This window comes from Acinetobacter sp. B-6, from assembly GCF_056930735.1.
Genome location: NZ_JBXPBY010000016.1, coordinates 1 through 23,667 on the forward strand (window position 1 = coordinate 1; position 23,667 = coordinate 23,667).

Sequence of the window (23,667 nt, forward strand, 5' to 3'; positions counted from 1 at the left end):
TATTGATGTAGACATTAACATGAATGCTGAGGAAATTGAAAAACTTTCTCCCACATTAGGATATAAATTCCCATCAGATAAGGCTGAACTTTTTCTCTTTAAACAACGAAAGGAAAAATCCTATGCAACTTCGTTACTATGGAATGGAGGAAGTGGGGAAAATTTTGCTAGTATGTCACTCAGTATTTCAGGATTTGAACTGAGTATTCAAAAGCAAATAAGTTTAGATATTATTGCTAAAATCTTTGAAATTATATTAAATAACTTTTCTCTTAATTACATCTACCTTACAACTGAATTTATTCATAACACTTCGATATTTAAGCATAGACTGACTGTTTCTTCAATCTGTTATGTTTCTAAAAATATAAATGAAATAGACTTACCACATTTGTATAAAAAAATTGATATACAGAACAATTTAAATCAAGGAACTATTTTAATATTTTATCCAAACATTTATGAAGAATCTGATCGTATGAAAAAAATTATAGAAGAAAATGCAATTGCTTTAGTTTCCTTAAACACAATACCTGAAATCGGTCTTGATCCAGAATTTTTCAGTGATATAGATTATTAGTTTTATTTTTTGATTATTCATACTAGGTTTTTTGATATGGAATATAACTTACATACTTTATTTTATAAAGCCTTATCGAATTCTGATCAAGAGATTCAGCAACAATTAAAAGCTTTAGAAAGCATCGTTCTTGAGGCTCAAAAATTACATCCTATTTTTTCAAATCTTTATATTAATAATGCAATTAATCCTTCTAAACCTTTGGGTTATTCATTTCCAAGTCAAGAAGCTTTTAAATATTTATATAATGCTAGAAAAAAAGACCCTTTTGATTCAGCACTTTTATGGAATGGAAAAAATGACAGCGCTGAATATATAAGTATTACATTCAGTAATAGCGGATTGAGTTTTGGACTTGAAAATCAATTAAATATTGAGCTTTTAACAAAGCTGTTCCAAATAACGCTTACTCATTTAAAGTGTAAATTTATTTTTATTTATGATGACTTTTTTAGAGATATTGTTGTTTTCGAACATCGACAACCAGTTTCAGCGATATGCTATGTTCCACAAATCATAAGTGAAAATTCCATTCCCCACTTATATAAAAAAATAGATGTTTTAAATGATTTCAATCAGGGAAGTATCTTAATTTTTGACGAAAATATTTTTGAAGAATCTGATCGTATGAAAAAAATTATTGAAGAAAATGCGATCGCTCTAGTTGCCTTAAATGCAATTCCTGAAACTGAGCTGGATTCAGATTTTTTTAGTGAAGTTGATTTTTGATCTTCATAGCTTCCACATTGGGGTGAAATATAGAAATACTTTCAAGATGCTTTTTTAATATAATTTTAGGACAGTAAAGCTATGTTAGAAATCAGATTAAAAACTGTATTAAAAAAAGCCCTTAAAACAAATGATAGCGATATAAAAGAGCAATTATTAACTTTAAAAGATATAACCTATGACCTAAAAGACTTAGACCCATTATTCAATCAATGGTACATAAATAACGTAGATGTAGATAACAGTATGAATGAAGAAGAACTAGAAGAAATCTCTGCACCTTTAGAATATAAATTCCCCTCAAATAAAGCTGAAATTTACTTATTCCAGGAAAGGAAAACAGCTCCAACAGATGTTTCATTATTATGGAATGGCGGCAATAAGGAGACGTTTGCTAGTATAGCTCTTGGTATAATGGGATTTAATCTTGCTATTCAGAAGAAAATAGGTGTCGATATTTTCGTTAAAGTTTTTGAAATTATTTTAAAAAAATTCTCTCTTGATTACATTTATCTTACAACTGAATTTATTCATAATACCTTGATATTTAAGCATAGACATCCTGTTTCAGCAATATGCTATGTTCCGCAAATCATAAGTGAAAATTCCATTCCCCACTTATATAAAAAAATAGATGTTTTAAATGATCTCAATCAAGGAAGTATCTTAATTTTTGACGAAAATATTTTTGAAGAATCTGATCGTATGAAAAAAATTATAGAAGAAAATGCTATTGCTTTAGTTGCCTTAAATGCAATTCCTGAAACTGAGCTGGATTCAGATTTTTTTAGTGAAGTTGATTTGTGATGACAATGATTTTGTCTTCTCTCATCCTATACGACAAAAAGCCAATAACTAAACCTAATCAGTTAATGGCTTTTTTAATCTTATGCAATTCCTGCAATATCCTTTAAGATTTTTATAAATACTTCCTTTTCTTGTTCAGGGTATTTTTCAAAAACCTCATTTTGATGGCTGTCTGCAATATCAAATAAATAATGTGCTGTTTTCTTGCCCTTTTCGGTCAATTTGAAAAAACCATCACTTTCAACCATTAAGCCATCTTTTTTAAGAATTGTTGCAGCCTGTTCAACCTCGCGCATCGGCATGGCAATATCTCGAGGTAAATCCGCTTTATTGGAAGCTGTTCCACTTCCCAATACCAATAATAAGCGAGCCTCACTGGTACGGAACCCTGTCACAAGCTGTTTAGGAATATAATCGGTTTGATAGAATTTAAACGCCCGACTCATCAGATAACACACATTACTGTATAAATGTCCTTGATGAAGTTGCCCTAAATCCTCTGGTTCAGCTTGAACGGTATCTTTCAACTGAAGCAAAGGGTGTGGAATTACCCCAGAATAAGCTCCTTGATGGTACACCAAAGGACTACGCCCTTGATCATGAAACTTGACCACTTTTCCGATAATGATCCAATGATCTCCACCTTCAATAATTTCATGTCGCTCACATTCAAACACAGCCGAACAATGGTCTAAAACTGGCGCTTTGCCTGCACCAGGCTGATAGCTTGTTCCCTCATATTTGTCGATATTACGGCGTGAAAATTTGTTGGATAACTCAATTTGAGAACCCGATAAAATATTCACAGCAAAATGAGTGGCTTGTTCAAATACAGAAAAACTAGATGAGTTCTTATCAATACTCCATAAAATCAAAGGCGGGTCCAAAGACACAGAGTTAAAGCTATTTGCAGTGACACCGACTTTTTCGCCTTGATCATTTTGTGCGGTGACGATGGTGACGCCAGTTGCAAAGTTTCCTAATGCACGTCTAAACTGCATCGGATCTATTGCGATTTCATCCATTGATTGTCGTGAATTCATTATTCTCTCCTGAATTTTTATCCTATTCGATGTCCTATCTTTGTCATCTCGATATCTTGGTTTAATCCAACTGATTAAATATCAAGGACCAACCGTGCTGACTTAGATCGAGAACAACACACCAATATTTGTTCATTGCTAGACTTTTCTTCATCTGTAAAGTACACATCACGATGGTCTGGTTCGCCTTCAATCACATCGCACATACAGGTACCACACACCCCTTGTTCGCATGACATCTCGATGTCTATGCCTTCACGTGCCAAAGCTTGCAAAATGGTTTCTTCAGCATTGACCATAATGATCTTGCCACTACGTTCAGCCACGACTTCAAAAGCATCTCCGCCAGTTTCTACCTCAACCTGAAAATACTCTTTATGAATTTGCTGTTCGGGGAAATTTTGACTAAGGGCTAAGTTAATTACCCAATCCATAAAGCCATTGGGACCACACGTATAAATATGGCTATCCTTTTCGATGTCTTGAATGGCGGATTGGAAAAACTCACGATGGTTGGCACCTTCCGATTTAAAATGAAAGGTGCTAAACGGTGCCAGCACACCATTTTTAATTTCATCGACAAAAGCACACTGCTCTGGGCTTGCTCCACAATAATGCAGCTCAAAGGAAGCGCCTTCTTCTGCAAGTTGATAAGCCATCGTAATCAAGGGCGTGATTCCAATACCCCCTCCTACTAATACTGCATGTTTGGCTTTAACCAATGGAAATAGATTTTTAGGTTCACTGACCTGAATCTGCATGCCATCTTTTAAATCATCAAATGCAGATACTGACCCACCGCGTGATTCAGGATCACGCAAAATTCCTAATCGAAAGGTACCAATCGCATTTGGATTTTGGCAAAGTGAATACTGACGTACCATGCCATTCGGCAAATGCACATCAATATGTGCACCTGCTTCAATTTTTGGTAATGCCGTTGAATTTGCAGACTCAAATTCCATGACTGCAACATTTCCACCTTCAACGTGACGGTTTTTGACAACCACATTATAGAGTATCGTCATGATTTATCTCCTTATTATGTGCTGAGCGCTAGGCTTAGCGCATAAATAATCCACCGTTAATATCCCACGTTGCACCAGTCACAAATGCAGCACTTGGGCTTGCCAGTAATGCACAGGTCTCAGCGATAAACGTCATACTGCCTAATGCCTTAACAGGGATATTTTCAATAAATTGCGTCATTTTTTCATCGGATACCACGCTATGTACAATCGGTGACTCCATCGGTCCGGGAGCAATCGCATTCACAGTTACTCCCTTGGCTGCAAATTCTTTAGCAAAAATTTTAGTTAGGGTGACGATTGCACCTTTGGTCGCTGCATAGTGTGCGCCTGTAGCAGTTCCACCATTTTGACCAGCCAAAGAAGCCATATTCACGATACGCCCATAACCCTGATCAGCCATATATTTGCCAATAATCTGGCAAGCTTGGAAAGTGCCACGTTGGTTCACCTGTGTCACCCAATCAAAATCCGCAGCAGTAATCTCTAAAACAGGCGTTGCCTTGGTCACAGTTGCATTGTTAATCAATACATCCAGTTTTGAGAATTTCTCTTGAATCCACTGCACTGCTGCATGAAAGTCAGCCTCTACTGAAATATCGAGTTTTAAGGCAAACATATTTTCAGCATATTGACTGCGTGCTTTGGCATTCTCTGCCTTTTCTAAGCTACTTGCTGAAACAATGACTTGATGTCCTTGAGCCGCAAAATATTCGGCAATGACATTACCCAATCCAGAAGCAGCACCTGTCACTAAAACAACCTGTTTCATTTTTCTGCTCCTAGAGGATATAACTGATACCCGCTAAGGTATCGGTCGAGTTGACTAAGTTAATAATTTTTCTGTTGATTTTAAATCCATGCTCTGAGTCACGAACCAAATGAAATGTCACATCGGCGGTATAATGTTTTAGACTTTCCTTACGAAACTCACGTAAGTTTTGTGCGCAACGTAAAATAATTTCACCATCTTGATCTTTTACAATGCGAACACGTGAGACACTACGTACAGTATTGGCTTTTGGTGCAGTTGAAATTGCCTCACCATTTTGTAAGCGTTGCACACGTAACTTACGCATATGATGATCGTCATAGGCATAGTTCAAATTATTTTCATAATCTGTCAGTTTGGGATCAATCGGAATAATATAGACGCCCTTCTCATTCCATAAATCTAACCAGTTATCATGCTCAGAGTGGTCCAACATATCTGCCTCAGCCCAAATAAAAGCTGTAATTTCATTGAGCAAATCTAAATCAATTTTCATGGCATTCTCCTTAAGCCGTCATCAACTTTTTCCACTGCTGATAAGCAGCACGCATGCCTGTTTCAGCACTGACATCACTCTTTAAACCATCTTCAGTTTTCACTTCACCCGGTAGACCGCGATTTAACATGATCCATAAATCATTGCCTGCGTTTGCACCATGTTGTACACGTTCCCATGCCTCAGAATCGTCTGGAGTTCCAAAACCAAATGGTCCTTGGAAATGTTCATGTAGACGCAAACGATATTGATTGGCGATTTGTGGTCCACCATCCATGGTAATGACGGAGTGGTGAATTTCGGTTTCTTTGGCTGAAATAGGTTGCATAACTCGGAAGAAAGCCATTGAGCAAGCGATGTTAGGAAATAAATTCAAGTTAAAACCAGATCCGCCAACAGCACGTACGATGCGACGGACTTCTAATTCTTCATGACCTTCATCACGTAAAGCCTGAGCCAAGTCCTCAAAGCGCTCTTGGATTGGTCGCCCCATTAACTCTTCATCTAGATCGACCAGTTCAGGAATCATCACCATGACACTGTGACCATTGCCTAAGTCTTCGACAAAACCGGGTTGATTTTCAAAATTGAACAGTTCTTCTGTTTTCTCATCAACTGAGCTTAAGAAAGACTTATGTACTAAAGGGAAATGATAGGCATCCGTGGTATTTTCTAACTGAATTTTCCAGTTACCTGGGAAACGAAAACGATGCTCACCCAATACTTTGATTGGATACCCTGCACCTTGCTTCATAAACAGATCAATCCATTTTTTAGCAGCTCCCAAGAAATCTTCTAAGGGTTCAATATCCTGTTTAAATGTGGCAAAAATCATTCCATTGTATTCTTCAACCCGTAAGCTCACCAACGGAAATTCAGACTTGTCGAGACAGTCTCCATAACTTTCAGGTGAAGGTACACCGCGTAATGAACCATCGAGCGCATAGCTCCAACCATGATAAGGACAGACAAAACTATTGGTCTTGCCCTTTTTATGTTCGCATACTGTTGCTGCACGATGACGGCAACGGTTTAACAAAACATGAACTTTCTTCTTGCGATCTCGAACCACAACAACAGGTTGTTGACCTATATTGATCGTTTTATAACTTCCGCCTTCAGGAATTTCACTGGCATGTGCCACCCAGACCCAAGTGCTGTAATAAATTTTTTCCATCTCTTGTTCGAAGATATGTTCATCTTTATATAAAGAGGTATGTACACGATCACTTTGAACCAAATCACTGTAATCAACTTCAATGTTCTGCATTGGAATAATACTATTCATATCAATTATCCTTTTCAATCTATCCATAGGTTATTGCTGAGACGGTACTGGCAATTTCGCTGTACTGTTCCAGTGGGATACGGGGCGACTAAAAATATTTTCAGTCTGGAAATGTTTAATTTTCCAACGCCCATTGGCTTGCTGTTTAAACTTCACTGTAAGTTTTGCGGCGTTTAAATGACTTTGATCATCAGCAAAGGTTGAGGTTTGCAACATCAACCAACTTGCATTTGCCTGTTCATCATTTATTTCAATTTGTTCTGAACTGACGAAGTGCGCATTCATCACAAAATGTGATTCTTTCTGGGTATAGCTTTTAAACATGTTAAAAATGGCGTGCCAAGAATCATAACGTCCAAAAGATTGGGCATATTTTTCCCCAATCCCTTCCCATATACTGTCTGGATCAAATAAATCCATGAGTTCATCTAGATCAGTATCGGCATTTAAGCCATCACAAATTTCCATATAGCGGTTGATACAATTACGAATCGCATTTTGTGCTTCAAGTTGTTGTATCCGCTGTAAAAGATGCTGTAAAACGACTTGATCATTCATCTTTGCTTCATCCCTGTACTATTTTTTAATGTTGTTTATCAAACTATAGATAACCGGGTGTTGGCTTCATGCCAAAACTGACCAATGCCGCATTTTGTAATGTGGCATCTCCCATAAAGGCATGCTGTGTCACCACATTGGTATCATTCACAAAACGGCTAAAGGGATTGTGGGTATAGATTGCAGTCATACCTGCCAACATTTGGATTTTACGTGTTACTTGTGCGCAGACTCTTGCTACATGGGTACATGACAAGCGCATGTCACTTATCTGTTCCGCTGTTGGTGTACGGTCAGCAAGCACTTCATTCCAAACGATTTGCATGGTGTCATAGAACCAAACCCGTGCTGCTTTAAACTCCGCTTCGGCCTGAGCAAATTCATATTGGGTCACTGGACGATTGGCGATTTCAGCCCCACCTGTAATTGAAGATTTACCCGGTGCAAGCTTTTGAAACTCTTCAAGTGCTGCTGCCGCTACACCAATCCCGACCACAGTTAAAACCTGTGTTGCCAGTGACAGTGAGGGATATTTAAAAAATGGTTCGGATAACTTCGATGGTTCGCCACGAACAAAAGTCCATTCTTTTGCGACCAGAACATCTTTCACCACCAAATCATGACTACCTGTTCCTTTAAGTCCCACTGTATCCCAAGTCATTTCAATTTGTGCCTGTTGAGCAGGCATAACTGCCATACGTGGCAAACCTTGAGTTTCATTATTTTTTTGTGGTGAAATCCCGACTCCTACGATATCAGCCCCCATGCAACCACTAGAAAATTTCCAGCGCCCACTGACCACAACGCCTTCTTCAGTAATTTCCGCAGGTTGTGGTGGGAAAATACCTCCTGCAAAAACGATATCGGGACTGTCTTGGTATAACTGCTCAAGCGTTGCTTCAGGTAAACTGCCTAAATATGCAGGGCTCATCCCAAAGCTTGCAACCCAACCTACTGAGCCATCCGCTTTAGACAGTTGCTCAATCAATTCACAAAACTGTTTTGGTGACCATTCATTGCCACCAAATCGTTTCGGAACCAAAGCACGATATACACCAATTTTTTTGAGTTTCTCGATAATGTCCTGACTAACATAAGCTTGATTGTCAAACTCACCTGTACAAGCACGCTCGCGTATTTCCTGACATAAAGCGTCTAATTCTGCTGTTTTTGTGTCCATTACAAAATCCTTTGTCGCTAACTGATTCATTACCTGCTTCCTTGTAATTTATTGCCCTGCCTGAACGATATATTTCGCAATTGCACAGAGATACTCATCTGCATTTTGTTTTGCCACGATTTGTAAACCGATCGGAAAGCCTGATGCTGTTTGTAGGGGTATTGAAATTGCTGGGTGTCCTGACAAATTAAAAGGACGAACCAAACTGGTTAAATTCAAAAACGCCACTGTATTTTCAGCCTCACTCACTTTGGGTGGAATCTGTGGCAAGGTTGGTAAAATCAAGGCATCGAATTGCGCCAGTAAAGCATCAATTTCAGCCTTAAAATTGGCTTTGATTTGTTCTGCTTGTTGGACTTGATCCATTGTTGTTTGTGCAGCTTTGAGTAATCGACCGTTGACATCTGCTCCAACCAGTCCTGTTTCGGTTAAAGCTGCATATGCCTGCCAGTTTTCATAATTGATAATCTGCATACCTGCTTCAAATGCTGGATCAAACCATTTTGATTTCACCTTAGTCAGTGTCAAATTAGCGTTGGCAAGATAATTCTGAATGGATTCAATCACTACAGCATCAGCACTGACATCAAGCCAAGCGAGTTTTGGTGCCTGCGCTAAGTCCGTTAAAGGGTGAAAGCTTGGATCAATAATCTGCATTGCGGTTTCAATCATGTTGACTGACATTGCAAATGGTCCAACACAGTCCAAAGAACTTACAGCTGGATGCACACCTTGACGACTGACTCGATCAAACGTTGGTTTTAAGCCATATACACCACAGCATGCAGCAGGCATACGGATTGAACCGCCTGTATCAGTACCTAATGTAAAATCAGCCAAACCTGCTGCTACGGCTGCCGCAGAGCCACTTGAGGAACCACCAGGGATCAACTCAGGATATTTAGGATTAATTGCCGTACCAAAATGATGGTTAATGCCTGTAATGCCAAAGGCAAGTTCATGCAAATTGGTTTTCGCAGTAATTTGACAGTCGGCTGCCAAAATACGATCCACAACTTCTGCATTTTGAGTCGCAGCAGGTGTATTCATTAACGCTTGGCTACCTGCCATCGTTTTCATACCTTGAATGTCGATGGAATCTTTCACCATCACTTTCAAAGCACCTGTGCCTTTTTGTACCTCTTGTACAACGATATTCATTCACTTTTCCATGTATTTTTATAGTTAATACAAATATCGGAAAAAGTAATGTAATTGTCAAGATATTTTTATTGATAAACAACAAAGAAAAATAAATTTAATTTTTGTATAATGGGAAATGTCCATTTTTATAAAGTTATTACTTGGCTATGCTGACTCATTTAGAACAATTTCTACCTAACAATGAACCAAGCAGTTTACAAAGCTACCCTTTTTTCTGGATCTCGCAAGTTAACGGAAAATATACCCAGCTTATTGAAAAATCGATTAAAAAATTAGGTATAGATAACACGCGTCGTAAAATTATCTTGAGTACTAATGCTTTAGAACAAGCCAGTATTACAGAGATTGCCAATCTTTCTACGCTCAAATTAACCACGGCAACCAAAGCAATTTATCGTTTAGTTGAAGATGATATTGTGCAAGTTTTTTCATCAGAGGCTGACGAACGAATCTCGATGGTCAAACTGACTGATAAAGGTAAAGAACTGGTTGAACAAATTAATCAGATCAGTCAGGTGACTTTGTCTGGGATTCTAAATGCCTTTGAAGATGAAGAACTTCATCAGTTAAATGCCCAACTCAAAAAACTGTTTAATCTCATGCCTTCGAGTTAAATTTGATCGTAAAAGCTCATCTCTATCGAGATGAGCTAAGTAGCAAAGTTTAAACGGCATCATTTTGTAAGATATTAAACAGTGGTTTTAACTGCTGGCTGGTGATTCGATCTGCAAATTGATGTAACACTTGCTGTTTGTAATCAGCAATATCAACCTGATCATAATTATAAAAGCCTTGTTTTTCACGTAAGCCATTGCGTTGTTGACGCATATTGTCAGCAATGATTTCAGGTGCTTGATAGCGATCTCCTAGCTCCCTCTGCAAATATTGTGAGGCATAATACAAAATATCACCACCACCCCAATCAATGAATTCTAATAATCCCAAAACAGAAAAGCGCAAACCAAATCCTGTACGAATAGCAATATCAATATCTTCAACAGAGGCTACGCCTTCTTCGACCATTCTTGCTGCCTCATTCATTGCCAATGCTTGAATCCGCGGCACGATATACCCAGCTTTAGCATTACATACAACAGGAACTTTGCCGATGTCATGCAAAAAGTGTTTTAAGTCAGCCACCACCTCATCTGAAGTTTCTTCAGAACGGCTTAATTCCACCAAGGGAATCAAATAAGCAGGATTCAACCAGTGTGCATTGATCACTCTCTCAGGATGAGAAATCATTTGCGCAATATCCGTGACCAAAAAAGTAGAGGTTGTGGAAGCAACAATACAATTGGCTAAAATATAGGGGTCTAGCCAAGCAAAAATTTCCTGTTTGAGTGGTTTTACTTCTGGAATAGCTTCAAGTAATAAATCACAATTCGATAAGATCTCGACTGATGCATCTCGGCTTAAAATACTAATTTGCTTATCTATGAATATATGCTGTTCAGCATTGATAAATTTTATTGTTTCAAGCAATTGAAGCTCTTGTTGTAGATCATTCAGGATTTGACTGTGATAGTCTTGAAATTCTATTTCACTTCGTTGCCTAGCATCAATTAACGCGACCTTAAGCCCTGCGTAGGCAAAAGCAATCGCCATTGCTTTGCCCATTCGACCCGCACCCAATATTGCAATCTTTGAAATTTTCCGCATCTTAAACTCCTTGCAATAAGATCGCTTGCAGTTCAGCTTTACTGTGATGGGCTAGACCTAAATTTTCAAAGGTCCGACCTTCCAGATATAAATCTTTTCCAGTAATTGCAGAGGCAATATTCAGCAAACCCTCTGCCACAGGTGTTGCGACACCCGCCCAACGTCCCACCGAAACTAAAAAGGATAATCCTAAACGCGTGTCTTCCAACATATAACGATGTGACTGTAGATCAATATCTTCTCGCCAATCTCCACTATCAGTTAATTTGCCATGCGCACCTCGACCATACATCCATTCATCTCCCTCATCGGCTTTGTTATAGTGATCCGCCAAAGGGAAATGAGGTGCAGCATAACCTAGTGCCTCACGTACTTGCATTCGCTCAACATCGAGCTGATTGGTCACACGGCGAATTGAAGGTTGCGTACCTTCATTGTGAATATCCCAAGCTTCAAAATGCTCTAGCGGACCAGCATTCATGAGGATCAAAGGAGGATGAATAATTGGACCAGCATTCATCAATGCTCCGCTTAAACTATCTTCAATCGGCTCCACACTTGGATAAGCCTGCTTAAGCTGCTGAAAAGCATGTTCTGACAATGCGCTGGGAAACACACCCGTCGGCAATCTTGTAGCATAACCACTAATTACAATTTGATTGACTCCATGTTTGCGCACTAAATACGGTAAAGTCCCCGTTTCTGCAAAAGCCACTTCGGCATGGTTATCAGCATCTCGCATGGCTTTGGCGAAAATAAAACTACCAAATGTTGCCGGAGGTAAAAACACCACTTGCCCTGCTTTAAAAAATTTTGCCGCTTGTTGGGCTAAATCTTCATGTGTGGTCGCTGGCAAAGGAATAATGATCAATTCGGCATGTTGGATCGCCGCTTGCAAATCATCAGTCAAGTTGATCTGACTCTGTTCAAATCCCACTGTTAGGCTTCGATCTCCTTGATAATCCTTAACCTTCAATTGCCCTGTCATGGCGAATTGTTTTAAGGCTGCTGAATCACGACGCCATAACACCACGTCATGTCCTTTTTCTGCCATTTCTGCTGCAGCTGCATAGCATCCATGCCCACCGCCAAGTATTGTAATTTTCATGATCTCTCCTGATGATTCATTTTCAATTGATCATAGGTGAGCCACAATCATCTGGCTTATCCAAATGCGCATGGCTTATTCAATTCACGCAGGCATTTTTTAGTTGAGCTGAGTATTCATTTTTAAGGTCTGAGAAGGCAAACATCCATAGCGCTTTTTATAAATTGTCGAAAAATGTCCAAAACTTTGGATACCATAACGCAATAAAATATCAGTTACCGTTTCATTGATTTGTGTCGTTTGCAAAGCCTGATGCACATGCTTCAATCGTTGTTCACGAATATATTCCACTGGGGTTTGCTGTAAATATTGCCCAAAGCCTTTTTGTAATGTCCGAATCGACACATCACAGTGTTGACTCAAGTTTGACAATGAAATCGGTTGTTGTAATTGATCTTGAATATACTGTTGGGCTTTTTTTAGATACCGTGGTAAAAGCTGCTGACCTTGTATACGCAACTGCTCGCTATAGTTGTTTGGAATTTTGAGTAAAATCAATTCAATCAAATACTGACTAAAGCTACTCGAAATAAATTGCCAGTTGTGAATATGATAATAAGCATGACACAGATAATTGAGCGTTTCGATCACAGCATCTATGCGCTCATTCGTACAAGACGGCGAAGTATCAAACTGAAGTGGTTTATGAGCAGAATGTCCCAACATCTTACATAACTGTGCGTCTACATCGTGCTGTGACAATTTTAGAATAATATTGCGACAATCTTGGTTGGTGATAATCTGTTGCCGTGTATAAGGATGTGTGACGGACATGATTCCAGCGGATTGCAGCACATGTTGATTTGCTAGACTGACTTTGCATTGTCCTTCAAGCGTAAGTCGAAATAAATAAAAGTTAGATCGCTCATCAATCGTAATCATCACAGGCGCACTATATTTCAAATCGTAGAGCGCATTATTTCCAAAACTAAAACCATTTAATCGTGTATTCAAAGGTTCTCTTAAAGCAACATCAAAATGATGCGGACATAAGTAATGGCTAATTTGTTCTTTGATGGTCTGATAGTCATCAGACTTCAATAATAAAAATTCATCCAGATAATGAAGGTGATTCAGTTTGACAGATATTTCCATCATTGCACTCCCTTGTTATGGATTGATCAAATCAACAACAACGCCCATCACTAAAGAATGGGCGCTGGTTGGTCATCAAACATGACTAAATCATGAAGCATGTTCCCTTTGCATACTGTCACTAAATGCCTGACAGCCTTTTTTCAATAAAATAAATGCCAATATGCATGAAATTGTTCCCACAATACTCAATGAAGTTCCGACCATCAGTGGGTTTTCAAAAACTTTATCGCTAATTAATGCCACCAAAGTTGTACCTATTCCAACGGCAACCAGATTACTGATGAGTAAAAAGATGGCAGAAATTTGAGCACGGAGTTGGTTTGGTGCCAGCATTTGCATCGCTGTGGTTGAAATTGGCATCGGAAAAGATGCAAAAAACATGGCAGGTACAAGGAAAACAACTGAGAGCCATAATTGATCGACGTGGGTAAATATCATCATCGGTAAAATTAGACCGACAATTCCAATAACACCAGTAATCATGGGTGCATCTTTACGACCTTTTTGAATAAACCAGTCATTTAACCAGCCTGCACAGAATACCCCTAAAATATTTGCCACCAATAAAACACTTCCAAGCATATAGCCAGCTTCTGTTGGGGTCAGTCCAAATTTACGCATATAAAATGCAGGTGACCAACTGATTAAGCAGTACAACGCCATCGCATAAAATGTAAAACCTAAATAATGACATTTAAATGTTTGTGCATGTTTTTTGATGAATTTGAAAGCATCACCCATGCTGGTTTTTTCCACTTCGCCTTGTGCATTTAAACGTTGTCCCTTACGTTTTGGTTCTTTGACGGTGAGTAGAACCAATAATCCAATAAATACCCCTGGTAAACCGACAATAATAAATGCCGCCTGCCATGCTTTTAGTGCTCCAAATACAGGAATCAGAATCGTATCCATATTTTTGAGCAAACCAATCACGTACCCACCGACCAGAAAGGCAATACCACCTCCGACAAAAGAACCGATGGAATAAACTGCTACCGCTCGTCCCAATTTATCCTTACTAAACATATCACTAAACATCGAATAGGCTGCTGGGGATAAGGCCGCCTCACCTACACCTACGCCCATACGACTTAAAAAAAGTTGAATAAAGTTTTTACTAAGCCCACAAAATGCTGTTGCAATACTCCAAAAGACCACACCGATTGCAATAATTTTTGGTCGTGAAAATCGGTCTGCCAAATAGGCCAAAGGTAAGCCCATAAAAGCATAAAACAATGAAAATGCTAAACCATGTAATAAGCTAAACTGAGTATCTGATAGACCAAGATCGGCTTTAATCGGTTCAATCATCAGTGCCAATATCTGTCGATCAATAAATGAAAATATATATGCCAACATACACAGTAAAACGACATACCATGCATATATATTGGATTGAGCCCTTGTTGGCTCAGTTGTATGAGTATCCATCTTTCTTCCTTGTCCATGCCATTTTTCTAATGGGTCTACTTATTGAAAAATCTTGCGACCAGAACACATCTCCTTTTCCAGTCAATCTTCAATAAGGTAAATCATCCTGCCATATAATTATTATTTTTACATGGAATTTTCCATAATAGTTCAGGTATAAAGTTATACCTTTTTTGCTATTTTGGCTATTCCCGATTTTCCTCAGTATGATAAATAATTAAAAAATAATTTATAAACATATGATATATTTAGTTTTATGATATTTTATTGCTTAAATAATTTTCTGACCAAAATATATTTTTTAAATTTATATTGAATTTTACATTTATTTTTGCAATAAAATAAAAAGAGAGAAAAGCTTTCAACGGAAATGGATATGGCACTTTTAAAAGAACACGCAATCGAAAGTATACATACAATGCATGTATTGATCGAAAAGATTTTTACTGGACAACATTCAGAACAAGATCTTCCTCTACTGATTGATTATTTTGCAGATCATTTTGAAATGGTCGGTGCGGCAGGAAAACGAATTAAACTCCAAGAAGTCAAAGGGCTTTTTGCAAATAATCAAGGAAAGATGCCTGATCTCCAAATTGAAATTTATGATGAGCAAATTCTGACGCAGAGCCCAAATACCATCGTACTTACCTATACTGAAAAACACACCAAATCTTCGGGTGTACTGATTCGCCGTTCATGTGCACTGATTGAGGAAATTGAAGGAAAAATGCGCTGGAGTTATTTACAAGAAACATTCTTATCCTAAAACATAATCATCATCAATAAATCGTGCCCTGTATCTAATTGATCTGCTCAAATGTATATGGGGCATACTCTATTTTGCGATATTCCCCGCTTTGTTGCCATTTAAAGTTGTTGCGGCTTAAAATTTTTATCCCTTAAAAAAACAGTCTTCGATGCATTTAACCCTCCATAAAAATAAATTTATTTCCTCTCATAGTAAAACCCTCTCTTTATTTAGTTTTTTTCTCAATACTTCCGATCTCAACGACAACTGATCATTAAAAAATCACATCATTTTAATGTCTATATTGCATATGAAATTTTAAATTATTCATAAAATCAAGCAATAACATTCCCATCAAAACGATCTAACATTTTTAAAATTTACTCAAATCTCATTCTCTCAACTCGGCAGTATAAGAAAAAAATCGTTTTTAATTTTCTGTTGACATCATCAAGATTAAATTATATACATTAATAACGATACGAATCGTATCATTATATATAGAATGATAAACAGGATGTTTAAAAATGATCGGACTAATTGGAATAGTCATATCCTTAATGTTGCTGATGTATTTAGCCTATAAAGGATTTAGCGTTATTGTACTTGCTCCACTACTCGCTTTATTTGCAGTGGCTTGGAGTGGATTAAGTAATGAGCTGCTTGGTTTTTACTCGCAAGTGTTCATGACAGGTTTAGGCGGTTATATCATCAAATATTTTCCACTGTTTTTATTGGGTGCAGTATTTGGAAAATTAATGGATGACTCTGGTTCTGCCCAAACCATTGCCAACTTTTTTGTTGATAAATTAGGACATCGTCGTGCAATGTTATCTATTGTGCTGTCCTGCGCTATTTTGACCTATGGTGGTGTTTCGCTTTTTGTAGTTGGTTTTGCTGTATTTCCAATTGCCTCAGCACTGTTTAAAGAACTTGGTATCCCGAAACGCTTAATTCCAGCAGCGATAATGCTAGGTGCGCTCACCTTTACCATGACTGCTCTGCCTGGCACTCCTGCGATTCAGAATGCGATTCCAATGCCCTTCTTTAATACCGATCTATATGCCGCACCGGGTCTGGGCACTTTAGCGTCAATTTTTATTTTGCTGACAGGCATGTGGTGGTTAAACAAGCGTATTGCACAAGCAGACCTCAATAAAGAAGGTTATGGCAACCATGTTGAAACGCATCTTGAAACAAAGTTGGTGAAATCAAACCCAAGTCTGATCATTGCATTTGCCCCAATTTTAATTGTGATTATTACCAACTTAGTGCTGACTAAATTGATTTTACCTTCGCTGGACACTGCCTATTTAGCAACAGATAAGTTTGGTAATACTTCATTGAATTCAGTGATTGGATTATGGGCAATCATCTGTGCATTAGTCTTGGCGTGTCTGAGTATTATTGTTCTCAACTGGAAAGCCATTGTGGATATTAAAGATTCCATTCAACAAGGGGTTTCCTCTTCCTTTTTACCCATATTCAATACTGCCTCGGAAGTTGGCTATGGTTCGGTCATCGCATCATTGGCTGGTTTTATTATCTTACGTGACTTTTTGGTCGGCATTGCGCCAAACAATCCGCTGATCTCGGAAGCCATTGTGATCAACGTATTGGCAGGTATCACAGGTTCGGCATCTGGGGGATTAAGTATTGCACTCAATACCATGGGTGAAACCTATAAAAATCTAGCGATTGAGCACGGTATTTCTCAAGAACTTATGCACCGTGTCGCTTCTATGGCTTCTGGGGCACTTGATTCTCTGCCTCATAATGGCGCTGTAATTACCATTATTACTTTATGTGGTTTGACGCACAAACAATCTTATTACGACATGTTTGTAGTCGCTGTCATTATTCCACTGATTGCGCTGTGCGGTGTAATCACATTGGGAACATTATTCGGTTCATTTTAAAAACACATCATCCATTACGAAAGGAATTAAAGATGTCTCATTCAGTTAACCTTCCAAGGATTATGGAAGTTGGAAAAAATGCCAGAGCGAAGCTCCCGGCGATTCTTGAAAGTTTAGGTGCAAAAAAGCCACTGATCATTACCGATAAAATGATGGTTACGTTGGGTTATATTCAACAGATTCAAAACATTCTAGAGGCAGCAGGAATCGAGAGTGACTATTTTGATGAAACGATTCCTGAACCGACTTCAGGTTCAATCGAAGCCGGCGTTCATCATGTGCAAACTCATCAATACGATGCGATTATTGCAATCGGTGGTGGTAGCCCGATTGACAGTGCAAAAGCGATCAGTATTTTGAGCAAACATGGTGGAGAAATTTCGGATTATAAATTTCCTCGCCAAGTCAATGAAATGGGACTTCCAATTATTGCCATTCCTACAACAGCAGGAACAGGTTCGGAATGTACCCGCTTTACCATTATTACCAACGATCTCACCAGTGAAAAAATGCTCTGTGCAGGTTTAGGATTTCTTCCTGTTGCCGCCATCATTGATTACGAGCTCACCATGTCCTTACCTGCTCGTACCACAGCAGATACTGGTATTGATGCATTAACGCATGCGATTGAAGCCTATGTCAGTAAGAAAGCCGGACCATATAGTGATGCTCAAGCAATTGCAGCGATGAAACTCATCGGACCAAACTTGCAAGTTGTTTACCACCAACCTGATCACGAACAAGCTCGTGAAAAAATGATGCTGGGCTCTACTTTTGCAGGCATTGCCTTTTCCAATGCATCAGTTGCATTGGTGCATGGGATGAGCCGCCCAATCGGTGCATTTTTTCATGTCCCACATGGCTTATCCAATGCCATGTTGCTGCCGATGATCACTGAATTTTCAATACAAGCTGCACCTGAACGCTATGCAGAATGCGCTAAAGCAATGGGCTGCGCACATCTTGATGATTCAAATGACGTGGCAAATCAAAAACTAATTAATACTTTAATCGAAATCAATCGCGATCTCAAAGTGCCGACTTTGGCGGAGTTTGGTGTAGACAAACAATATTTCGATGAGGTAGTGCAAACCATGGCAGAGCAAGCGCTGGCATCTGGTTCACCATCCAACAACCCTATTGTTCCTACAGTTGAACAAATGGTCTCGCTCTACCAAAAACTTTGGTCATGACTGAACACCCTTTTACTATTTTTTATCACAATGAGGATATCCCCACATGGAATTAATCGGACATTTTATTAACGGTGCTTTAAATACTGAACACAGCAGAACTCAAGCTGTTTTCAATCCATCACTCGGTACGCAAACGAAAGAAGTGGCATTAGCGACCAAAGCTACAGTTGAAGAGGCTATTGCTGCTGCTGAAGCTGCATTTCCTGAATGGCGTAACACCCCTGTGATCAAACGTGCTCGTGTCATGTTCAAATTCAAAGAGTTGCTTGAACAAAATGCTGAAAAAATTTGCCAATTGATTGGTGAAGAGCACGGAAAAATAGTACACGATGCAGCAGGAGAATTACAGCGCGGTATTGAAAATGTCGAGTATGCCTGTAGCGCACCAGAGTTTTTAAAAGGTGAATTTAGTAAAAATGTAGGACCTTCAATTGATTCATGGAGCGAATTTCAACCTTTAGGTGTGGTTGCAGGGATTACGCCTTTTAACTTTCCTGTGATGGTGCCTTTGTGGATGTTCCCGATGGCGATTGTCTGCGGAAATACCTTTGTCTTAAAACCGTCTGAACGTGACCCATCTTCGACCTTATATATTGCACAATTACTCAAAGAAGCTGGACTACCTGATGGTGTACTCAATGTGGTCAATGGTGACAAAGAAGCAGTGGATACTTTACTGCATGATACACGTATCCAAGCTGTGAGTTTTGTGGGCTCAACACCAATTGCAGAATATATTTATAAAACCGCAACAGCGGCAGGTAAACGTTGCCAAGCATTGGGCGGCGCCAAAAACCATGCCATCGTTATGCCAGATGCAGATATTGATAATGTAGTAAACTCATTACTTGGTGCGGCTTTTGGTTCATCAGGTGAACGCTGTATGGCATTATCTGTAGCGGTTGCTGTAGGAGATGAGATTGCAGATCAAATGATTTCAAAGCTCTCTAATGAAATCGGTACATTGAAATATGGTCCATACTCCGACAAAAACAATGACTTTGGTCCCGTCATTACTGCACAACATAAAGCAAAGGTTGAGGGTTATATCAGTAGCGCAGAACAGCAAGGTGCAAAAATTGTTGTTGATGGTCGAAATGCAGCACCAGTTGGCTATGAAAATGGTTTTTATGTTGGTGCAACATTAATCGACCAAGTTCAGCCCAATATGACCAGTTATAAAGAAGAGATCTTTGGTCCAGTACTGCAAGTCATTCGTGTAAAAACCATGCAAGAAGCCATGAATCTGATTGATGATCATGAGTATGGCAACGGAACGTGTATCTATACTCGTGATGGTGAAGCTGCCCGCTATTTTAGTGATCACATCAAAGTCGGTATGGTGGGTATTAATATTCCGCTTCCAGTTCCTGTGGCTTATCATAGTTTTGGCGGATGGAAACGTTCATTATTTGGTGATTTAAATGCATATGGTCCAGATGGTGCTCGCTTCTACACACGCAGAAAAACCATTACTCAACGTTGGCCAAGTACCAATGTCCGTGAAGGCGCACAGTTTGCGATGCCGACATTAAATTAATCCTATTAACTTTGTTTGAACAAAAGCAGACTTTATCGTCTGCTTTTTATTCAACTTCAATTAATTTATTTAAATCTTGCGCCGCTTGACGTAGTAAAGGTTCAAACTGCAACAGATCTTCAAGCGATTTTCGGATGGTTGGTGCATGTACATATAAGCAGGCAATAATCGTATCACCACGCTGAATTGGTACTGAACATGCCACCATACCCGAAATAAATTCCTCATTGTCTGTTCCAATTTTATTTAAATAAATCTGATCTAAATTTTCTTCAAGTAATACTGGGTCAGTAATGGTATTTCGTGTGAGTTGCGTAATCGGTAAATGCTCTAAAATACTTTTTCTACGTTGACTGGGTTGGAAACTTAAAAAAAGTTTTCCACTTGAACTACACCATAAAGGAACAGTTGAACCGACAGGTAAATACACCTGCAATGGCCAGTTGGCTTGTACACGGTCGGTATATAACATTTGATTATTATTTAGGATGGCAATGCCACAAGTTTCATTAATTTGGTCTGAGAGTTTTTGTAATATCGCCAATCGTTCCATTTTTCGCGGCTCTTGCTCCCAAGAACTTAGCAGCAATTTATAGGTTCGATCACCCAAGATATATCCACCATACATATCCGTTTTAACGAATTTTTCTTGTTCCAGTGTCTGTAGTAAGCGATGAATACTGGGTTTTGGTATATCCAGTTCAACGGAAAGATCGAGGGGTGTTGGTGGATGTTTTGCTGTTGATATGGCTTCAATAATGTCTAAAACGCGTGTAATTGATGAACCTTTTTTATTCATTCTGATGTTCCCAACAATTCAATCTGGTCAGTCTATGTTCTGCACTTTGTTTATCATAACAGATTGTATCTGATAAATAATAATTGAGGTCTTATCAATAATTCCAAAGATAGGCATCAACCGCCTTATAGACGACTTATATTTAATCTTTTTATAAGCGCTTCTCAGTTATACCTGTTAAAATAAAAACTAATTTCAGCCAAAGCATCAATAAAATAAATCATCTTGGCTTCACACTGCTCTTATGGATTTGACGGTGAACACGATGCAACAAATATCCTCCAATGCTTATGATGAGGTTTCTCCTACCCCAGAAAACCTTTCAAAAATTAAGCCTGATCTCCGAGTTGGCTTTATCCTCATGGATAAATTCACTTTGGCGCCCGTTTCAGGTTTTGTCGAATCTTTAAGATTTGCTGCTGATCAATCTTTCCGTAGTTTGCAAATCTATTGTAAATGGGATTGGATGACCTATAACAACCTGCCTGTGAATGCCAGTTGCGGCTTGTCGGTCAACCCAAGCAAAGAAATGGATATCCAACAGCTCAAACAAAACTATGATTATATTGTCATTGCAGGTGGGTTGCTCAGTGAAACCCGCAAACCACCAGAATACTTACTGGAAGCTTTAAAAGAGATACATGCTGCCAAGATTCCGATTATTGCTTTGTGTTCAGGTTGTTTTGTTTTGGGCAATGCGGGCTTACTCGACGGTCGTAAATGTGCCATCCATTTTACGACCCGAGATGAATTTGTCGGGCTTTTTCCCAAAGCCATTACGCTCATTGAACAAACCTATATTGAAGATCATGGCATATTCACTTGTCCGGGTGGAACAGCAATTGATTTAGCGGCTGATTTAATTCGAGTCCATTGTGGTGAAATCCGTGCACAAAAAACCTTGGATTATTTGCTGATTCAGCAGAAACCACTTCATTCACAAGACAAAGAAAAAACCACTTTAGACAATCCGAGCACTTATGAAAATAATATGGTGTCTAAAGCAATCGCGTTTATGAGTGAAAATTTAAGTGCCCATGTGACCTTAAAAGAAGTTGCTGAACACGTAAATACCAACCCGAGACAGTTAAATCGAGTCTTTTTAGCAAATACCAATGAAGCACCTGCCAATTACTGGCGCAGACTGCGCTTAGAACACGCTCGAAAACTACTTGCAAACACCAGTGCGTATATCACCAACATTGCAGTCGAATGTGGCTTTTCCGATGGCTCTCACTTTATCCTATGGTTTAAAAAGCAATATGGTGAAACCCCGTTTGCCTATCGAAAACGCCGTCATGGGGTAGACAAACTAAAATGAAATATGACTGTCTATAAGATGATTACACGCTTGAATCGCTTACAATATTTTATTTTCCAAACTTCGCTCATGTAAAAATATTCTAGATAATGTCTTAATCTTTCTATTTTACTTGGTCATTTTTTTCTATTCTGTAGGGCTACATTTATATCTGTCTTTTCTACACTCCCACCCTCTATTTTGAAATGTTTATGTCTAAGAATTTAGCAACATTGATCGGCCTTAGTGCAATTCTCATGTGGGCATCCATGGTCGGCTTGGTAAAATATATCAGTACTGCTGTCGGCCCTGCGATGGGAATTACCCTGATTTATAGTTTAAGTGCGCTGATCGTCCTGCTTATTTTTAGGTTTCCCAACTTTAAACTGATTTCAAAAAAATACTTAATCCTTGCTACATTCCTGTTCATTGTTTATGAGTTGTGCTTTTCCTTTGCAATCGCCTATTCAAAGACCTCTCAACAAGCCATTGAAGTGAGTATTGTAAATTATTTATGGCCAAGTCTGACCATTGTGGCTTTTGTCATCTTTAAAGAATTAAAATTTAATGTTTTGATATTAATTGGCTTATTTATTTCAATTAGTGGCATTATTTATATTCAAGCAGGTAGTGGATCTTTTAATGTCCAAAGTGTTGTCACAAACCTAAAAGATAATCCACTCAGTTATCTTTTAGCACTTTCAGGTGCAGTGATTTGGGCATTTTACTGTGTTGTCACCCGAAAAATGAGCAACGGTCAAAACCCAATCTCACTTTTCTTTATCGGTGTTGCACTCACCCTCTGGTTAAAATTAATAATCACTGATCAATTGGTCATGCCCGATTTTGATCTTGGATTGTCCTTATATCTATTATTCGCTGCTGCTGCCGTTGGTTTAGGTTATGCAGCTTGGAATATTGGCATTATTCACGGCAATATTACTATTCTTGTTGTTGCATCCTACTTTACACCGATTGTCTCATCAGTCTTGGCGATGTTTGTATTAGATACTCAATTACCAATCACTTTTTGGCAAGGAACCAGCTTAGTGACACTGGGTTCCTTTATTTGCTGGATTTCGAGCAACTGGATTGCAATCAAACCTTTATTAAAAAAATTAAGAACCTATTGAAGCCAAAGCTTGCTTTTTAAAAGCTTATTTTGCTCAAACCTTAATTTATAAAATAATGTTTTCGATCTGAGCAGGATACAAGATT

Annotated in this window: 23 protein-coding genes; 10 read left to right on the forward strand and 13 right to left on the reverse strand. The window is 38.7% G+C overall.

Annotation, left to right across the window (positions count from 1 at the left end):
• The 3 genes from AC1Z3T_RS17315 to AC1Z3T_RS17325 all read left to right on the forward strand — a co-directional run.
• Nucleotides 1-580, forward strand: a 580-nt coding sequence (locus AC1Z3T_RS17315; protein WP_483396811.1) for a hypothetical protein, incomplete at its 5' end; no start/stop codon positions are given.
• A 36-nt stretch (nucleotides 581-616) separates the two neighbouring features.
• Entirely contained in the window at nucleotides 617-1,309 is a 693-nt protein-coding gene (locus AC1Z3T_RS17320; protein ID WP_100884962.1) for a hypothetical protein, read from the forward strand.
• A gap of 81 nt (nucleotides 1,310-1,390) precedes the next feature.
• Complete coding sequence (locus AC1Z3T_RS17325) at nucleotides 1,391-2,116, forward strand: hypothetical protein (protein ID WP_100884961.1); 726 nt, start codon at nucleotides 1,391-1,393, stop codon at nucleotides 2,114-2,116.
• An 80-nt stretch (nucleotides 2,117-2,196) separates the two neighbouring features.
• Here the strand turns inward: AC1Z3T_RS17325 and AC1Z3T_RS17330 are convergent, their stop codons facing one another.
• The 8 genes from AC1Z3T_RS17330 to AC1Z3T_RS17365 all read right to left on the reverse strand — a co-directional run bounded on the left by AC1Z3T_RS17330 (nucleotide 2,197) and on the right by AC1Z3T_RS17365 (nucleotide 9,642).
• A complete protein-coding gene (locus tag AC1Z3T_RS17330; protein WP_171066850.1) occupies nucleotides 2,197-3,162 on the reverse strand; it encodes a p-hydroxyphenylacetate 3-hydroxylase reductase component in 966 nt (321 codons plus the stop codon).
• 71 nt (nucleotides 3,163-3,233) lie between these two features.
• Nucleotides 3,234-4,187 carry a PDR/VanB family oxidoreductase gene (locus AC1Z3T_RS17335; protein ID WP_100884960.1) on the reverse strand — a complete coding sequence of 318 codons (954 nt, stop codon included), beginning with the start codon at nucleotides 4,185-4,187 and terminating at the stop codon, nucleotides 3,234-3,236.
• Between the two features lie 34 nt (nucleotides 4,188-4,221).
• On the reverse strand, nucleotides 4,222-4,959 hold the full coding sequence (locus AC1Z3T_RS17340; protein ID WP_100884959.1) for an SDR family NAD(P)-dependent oxidoreductase: 738 nt from the start codon (nucleotides 4,957-4,959) through the stop codon (nucleotides 4,222-4,224).
• Between the two features lie 10 nt (nucleotides 4,960-4,969).
• Nucleotides 4,970-5,455, reverse strand: a complete 486-nt coding sequence (locus AC1Z3T_RS17345; protein WP_004831284.1) for an aromatic-ring-hydroxylating dioxygenase subunit beta — start codon at nucleotides 5,453-5,455, stop codon at nucleotides 4,970-4,972.
• A 10-nt stretch (nucleotides 5,456-5,465) separates the two neighbouring features.
• Complete coding sequence (locus AC1Z3T_RS17350; protein ID WP_004831285.1) at nucleotides 5,466-6,743, reverse strand: aromatic ring-hydroxylating oxygenase subunit alpha; 1,278 nt, start codon at nucleotides 6,741-6,743, stop codon at nucleotides 5,466-5,468.
• Nucleotides 6,744-6,773: 30 nt separating this feature from the next.
• Nucleotides 6,774-7,301 carry a nuclear transport factor 2 family protein gene (locus AC1Z3T_RS17355; protein WP_004831286.1) on the reverse strand — a complete coding sequence of 176 codons (528 nt, stop codon included), beginning with the start codon at nucleotides 7,299-7,301 and terminating at the stop codon, nucleotides 6,774-6,776.
• Nucleotides 7,302-7,344: 43 nt separating this feature from the next.
• On the reverse strand, nucleotides 7,345-8,511 hold the full coding sequence (locus tag AC1Z3T_RS17360) for an acyl-CoA dehydrogenase family protein (protein ID WP_005029794.1): 1,167 nt from the start codon (nucleotides 8,509-8,511) through the stop codon (nucleotides 7,345-7,347).
• 18 nt (nucleotides 8,512-8,529) lie between these two features.
• Nucleotides 8,530-9,642: an amidase gene (locus AC1Z3T_RS17365; protein WP_042089966.1), complete on the reverse strand. Its 1,113-nt coding sequence runs from the start codon at nucleotides 9,640-9,642 to the stop codon at nucleotides 8,530-8,532.
• A 149-nt stretch (nucleotides 9,643-9,791) separates the two neighbouring features.
• Between AC1Z3T_RS17365 and AC1Z3T_RS17370 the strand changes: the two genes are divergently transcribed.
• Nucleotides 9,792-10,259 carry a MarR family winged helix-turn-helix transcriptional regulator gene (locus tag AC1Z3T_RS17370; RefSeq protein WP_004831289.1) on the forward strand — a complete coding sequence of 156 codons (468 nt, stop codon included), beginning with the start codon at nucleotides 9,792-9,794 and terminating at the stop codon, nucleotides 10,257-10,259.
• Between the two features lie 49 nt (nucleotides 10,260-10,308).
• Here the strand turns inward: AC1Z3T_RS17370 and AC1Z3T_RS17375 are convergent, their stop codons facing one another.
• The 4 genes from AC1Z3T_RS17375 to AC1Z3T_RS17390 form a co-directional block, all read right to left on the reverse strand.
• Nucleotides 10,309-11,307: a 3-hydroxybutyryl-CoA dehydrogenase gene (locus AC1Z3T_RS17375; protein ID WP_100884958.1), complete on the reverse strand. Its 999-nt coding sequence runs from the start codon at nucleotides 11,305-11,307 to the stop codon at nucleotides 10,309-10,311.
• Nucleotide 11,308: 1 nt separating this feature from the next.
• A complete protein-coding gene (locus AC1Z3T_RS17380; RefSeq protein WP_042089969.1) occupies nucleotides 11,309-12,415 on the reverse strand; it encodes an NAD/NADP-dependent octopine/nopaline dehydrogenase family protein in 1,107 nt (368 codons plus the stop codon).
• Nucleotides 12,416-12,514: 99 nt separating this feature from the next.
• A complete protein-coding gene (locus tag AC1Z3T_RS17385) occupies nucleotides 12,515-13,510 on the reverse strand; it encodes an AraC family transcriptional regulator (RefSeq protein ID WP_100884957.1) in 996 nt (331 codons plus the stop codon).
• 90 nt (nucleotides 13,511-13,600) lie between these two features.
• Nucleotides 13,601-14,944, reverse strand: a complete 1,344-nt coding sequence (locus tag AC1Z3T_RS17390; protein WP_058970689.1) for a spinster family MFS transporter — start codon at nucleotides 14,942-14,944, stop codon at nucleotides 13,601-13,603.
• 376 nt (nucleotides 14,945-15,320) lie between these two features.
• Between AC1Z3T_RS17390 and AC1Z3T_RS17395 the strand changes: the two genes are divergently transcribed.
• The 4 genes from AC1Z3T_RS17395 (at nucleotide 15,321) to AC1Z3T_RS17410 (ending at nucleotide 20,350) form a co-directional block, all read left to right on the forward strand.
• Nucleotides 15,321-15,713, forward strand: coding sequence for a DUF4440 domain-containing protein (locus tag AC1Z3T_RS17395; protein ID WP_121774237.1), 393 nt, complete (start codon nucleotides 15,321-15,323; stop codon nucleotides 15,711-15,713).
• A gap of 509 nt (nucleotides 15,714-16,222) precedes the next feature.
• Complete coding sequence (locus tag AC1Z3T_RS17400; protein ID WP_479734038.1) at nucleotides 16,223-17,614, forward strand: GntP family permease; 1,392 nt, start codon at nucleotides 16,223-16,225, stop codon at nucleotides 17,612-17,614.
• A gap of 32 nt (nucleotides 17,615-17,646) precedes the next feature.
• Nucleotides 17,647-18,807 (forward strand): iron-containing alcohol dehydrogenase, encoded by a 1,161-nt coding sequence (locus tag AC1Z3T_RS17405; RefSeq protein ID WP_058970683.1) that lies wholly within the window; start codon nucleotides 17,647-17,649, stop codon nucleotides 18,805-18,807.
• Nucleotides 18,808-18,853: 46 nt separating this feature from the next.
• Complete coding sequence (locus AC1Z3T_RS17410; protein WP_009584622.1) at nucleotides 18,854-20,350, forward strand: CoA-acylating methylmalonate-semialdehyde dehydrogenase; 1,497 nt, start codon at nucleotides 18,854-18,856, stop codon at nucleotides 20,348-20,350.
• 46 nt (nucleotides 20,351-20,396) lie between these two features.
• Here AC1Z3T_RS17410 and AC1Z3T_RS17415 read toward each other — a convergent pair whose 3' ends face one another.
• Nucleotides 20,397-21,149 (reverse strand): IclR family transcriptional regulator, encoded by a 753-nt coding sequence (locus AC1Z3T_RS17415; RefSeq protein WP_058970680.1) that lies wholly within the window; start codon nucleotides 21,147-21,149, stop codon nucleotides 20,397-20,399.
• A 265-nt stretch (nucleotides 21,150-21,414) separates the two neighbouring features.
• Between AC1Z3T_RS17415 and AC1Z3T_RS17420 the strand changes: the two genes are divergently transcribed.
• The gene (locus AC1Z3T_RS17420; RefSeq protein ID WP_058970677.1) at nucleotides 21,415-22,470 is read left to right on the forward strand and encodes a GlxA family transcriptional regulator; all 1,056 of its coding nucleotides are present in this window, start codon (nucleotides 21,415-21,417) and stop codon (nucleotides 22,468-22,470) included.
• Between the two features lie 191 nt (nucleotides 22,471-22,661).
• On the forward strand, nucleotides 22,662-23,582 hold the full coding sequence (yddG, locus tag AC1Z3T_RS17425) for an aromatic amino acid DMT transporter YddG (RefSeq protein WP_151959949.1): 921 nt from the start codon (nucleotides 22,662-22,664) through the stop codon (nucleotides 23,580-23,582).
• Nucleotides 23,583-23,667 lie beyond the last annotated feature (85 nt).

Bases quoted from the DNA above. Each gene is read 5' to 3' on its own strand.
- AC1Z3T_RS17320 (WP_100884962.1), top strand. From the start codon at position 617: ATGGAATATAACTTACATACTTTATTTTATAAAGCCTTATCGAATTCT.
- AC1Z3T_RS17325 (WP_100884961.1), top strand. From the start codon at position 1,391: ATGTTAGAAATCAGATTAAAAACTGTATTAAAAAAAGCCCTTAAAACA.
- AC1Z3T_RS17335 (WP_100884960.1), bottom strand. From the start codon at position 4,187: ATGACGATACTCTATAATGTGGTTGTCAAAAACCGTCACGTTGAAGGT.
- AC1Z3T_RS17340 (WP_100884959.1), bottom strand. From the start codon at position 4,959: ATGAAACAGGTTGTTTTAGTGACAGGTGCTGCTTCTGGATTGGGTAAT.
- AC1Z3T_RS17345 (WP_004831284.1), bottom strand. From the start codon at position 5,455: ATGAAAATTGATTTAGATTTGCTCAATGAAATTACAGCTTTTATTTGG.
- AC1Z3T_RS17350 (WP_004831285.1), bottom strand. From the start codon at position 6,743: ATGAATAGTATTATTCCAATGCAGAACATTGAAGTTGATTACAGTGAT.
- AC1Z3T_RS17355 (WP_004831286.1), bottom strand. From the start codon at position 7,301: ATGAATGATCAAGTCGTTTTACAGCATCTTTTACAGCGGATACAACAA.
- AC1Z3T_RS17360 (WP_005029794.1), bottom strand. From the start codon at position 8,511: ATGAATCAGTTAGCGACAAAGGATTTTGTAATGGACACAAAAACAGCA.
- AC1Z3T_RS17365 (WP_042089966.1), bottom strand. From the start codon at position 9,642: ATGAATATCGTTGTACAAGAGGTACAAAAAGGCACAGGTGCTTTGAAA.
- AC1Z3T_RS17370 (WP_004831289.1), top strand. From the start codon at position 9,792: ATGCTGACTCATTTAGAACAATTTCTACCTAACAATGAACCAAGCAGT.
- AC1Z3T_RS17375 (WP_100884958.1), bottom strand. From the start codon at position 11,307: ATGCGGAAAATTTCAAAGATTGCAATATTGGGTGCGGGTCGAATGGGC.
- AC1Z3T_RS17380 (WP_042089969.1), bottom strand. From the start codon at position 12,415: ATGAAAATTACAATACTTGGCGGTGGGCATGGATGCTATGCAGCTGCA.
- AC1Z3T_RS17385 (WP_100884957.1), bottom strand. From the start codon at position 13,510: ATGGAAATATCTGTCAAACTGAATCACCTTCATTATCTGGATGAATTT.
- AC1Z3T_RS17390 (WP_058970689.1), bottom strand. From the start codon at position 14,944: ATGGATACTCATACAACTGAGCCAACAAGGGCTCAATCCAATATATAT.
- AC1Z3T_RS17395 (WP_121774237.1), top strand. From the start codon at position 15,321: ATGGCACTTTTAAAAGAACACGCAATCGAAAGTATACATACAATGCAT.
- AC1Z3T_RS17400 (WP_479734038.1), top strand. From the start codon at position 16,223: ATGATCGGACTAATTGGAATAGTCATATCCTTAATGTTGCTGATGTAT.
- AC1Z3T_RS17405 (WP_058970683.1), top strand. From the start codon at position 17,647: ATGTCTCATTCAGTTAACCTTCCAAGGATTATGGAAGTTGGAAAAAAT.
- AC1Z3T_RS17410 (WP_009584622.1), top strand. From the start codon at position 18,854: ATGGAATTAATCGGACATTTTATTAACGGTGCTTTAAATACTGAACAC.
- AC1Z3T_RS17415 (WP_058970680.1), bottom strand. From the start codon at position 21,149: ATGAATAAAAAAGGTTCATCAATTACACGCGTTTTAGACATTATTGAA.
- AC1Z3T_RS17420 (WP_058970677.1), top strand. From the start codon at position 21,415: ATGCAACAAATATCCTCCAATGCTTATGATGAGGTTTCTCCTACCCCA.
- yddG (WP_151959949.1), top strand. From the start codon at position 22,662: ATGTCTAAGAATTTAGCAACATTGATCGGCCTTAGTGCAATTCTCATG.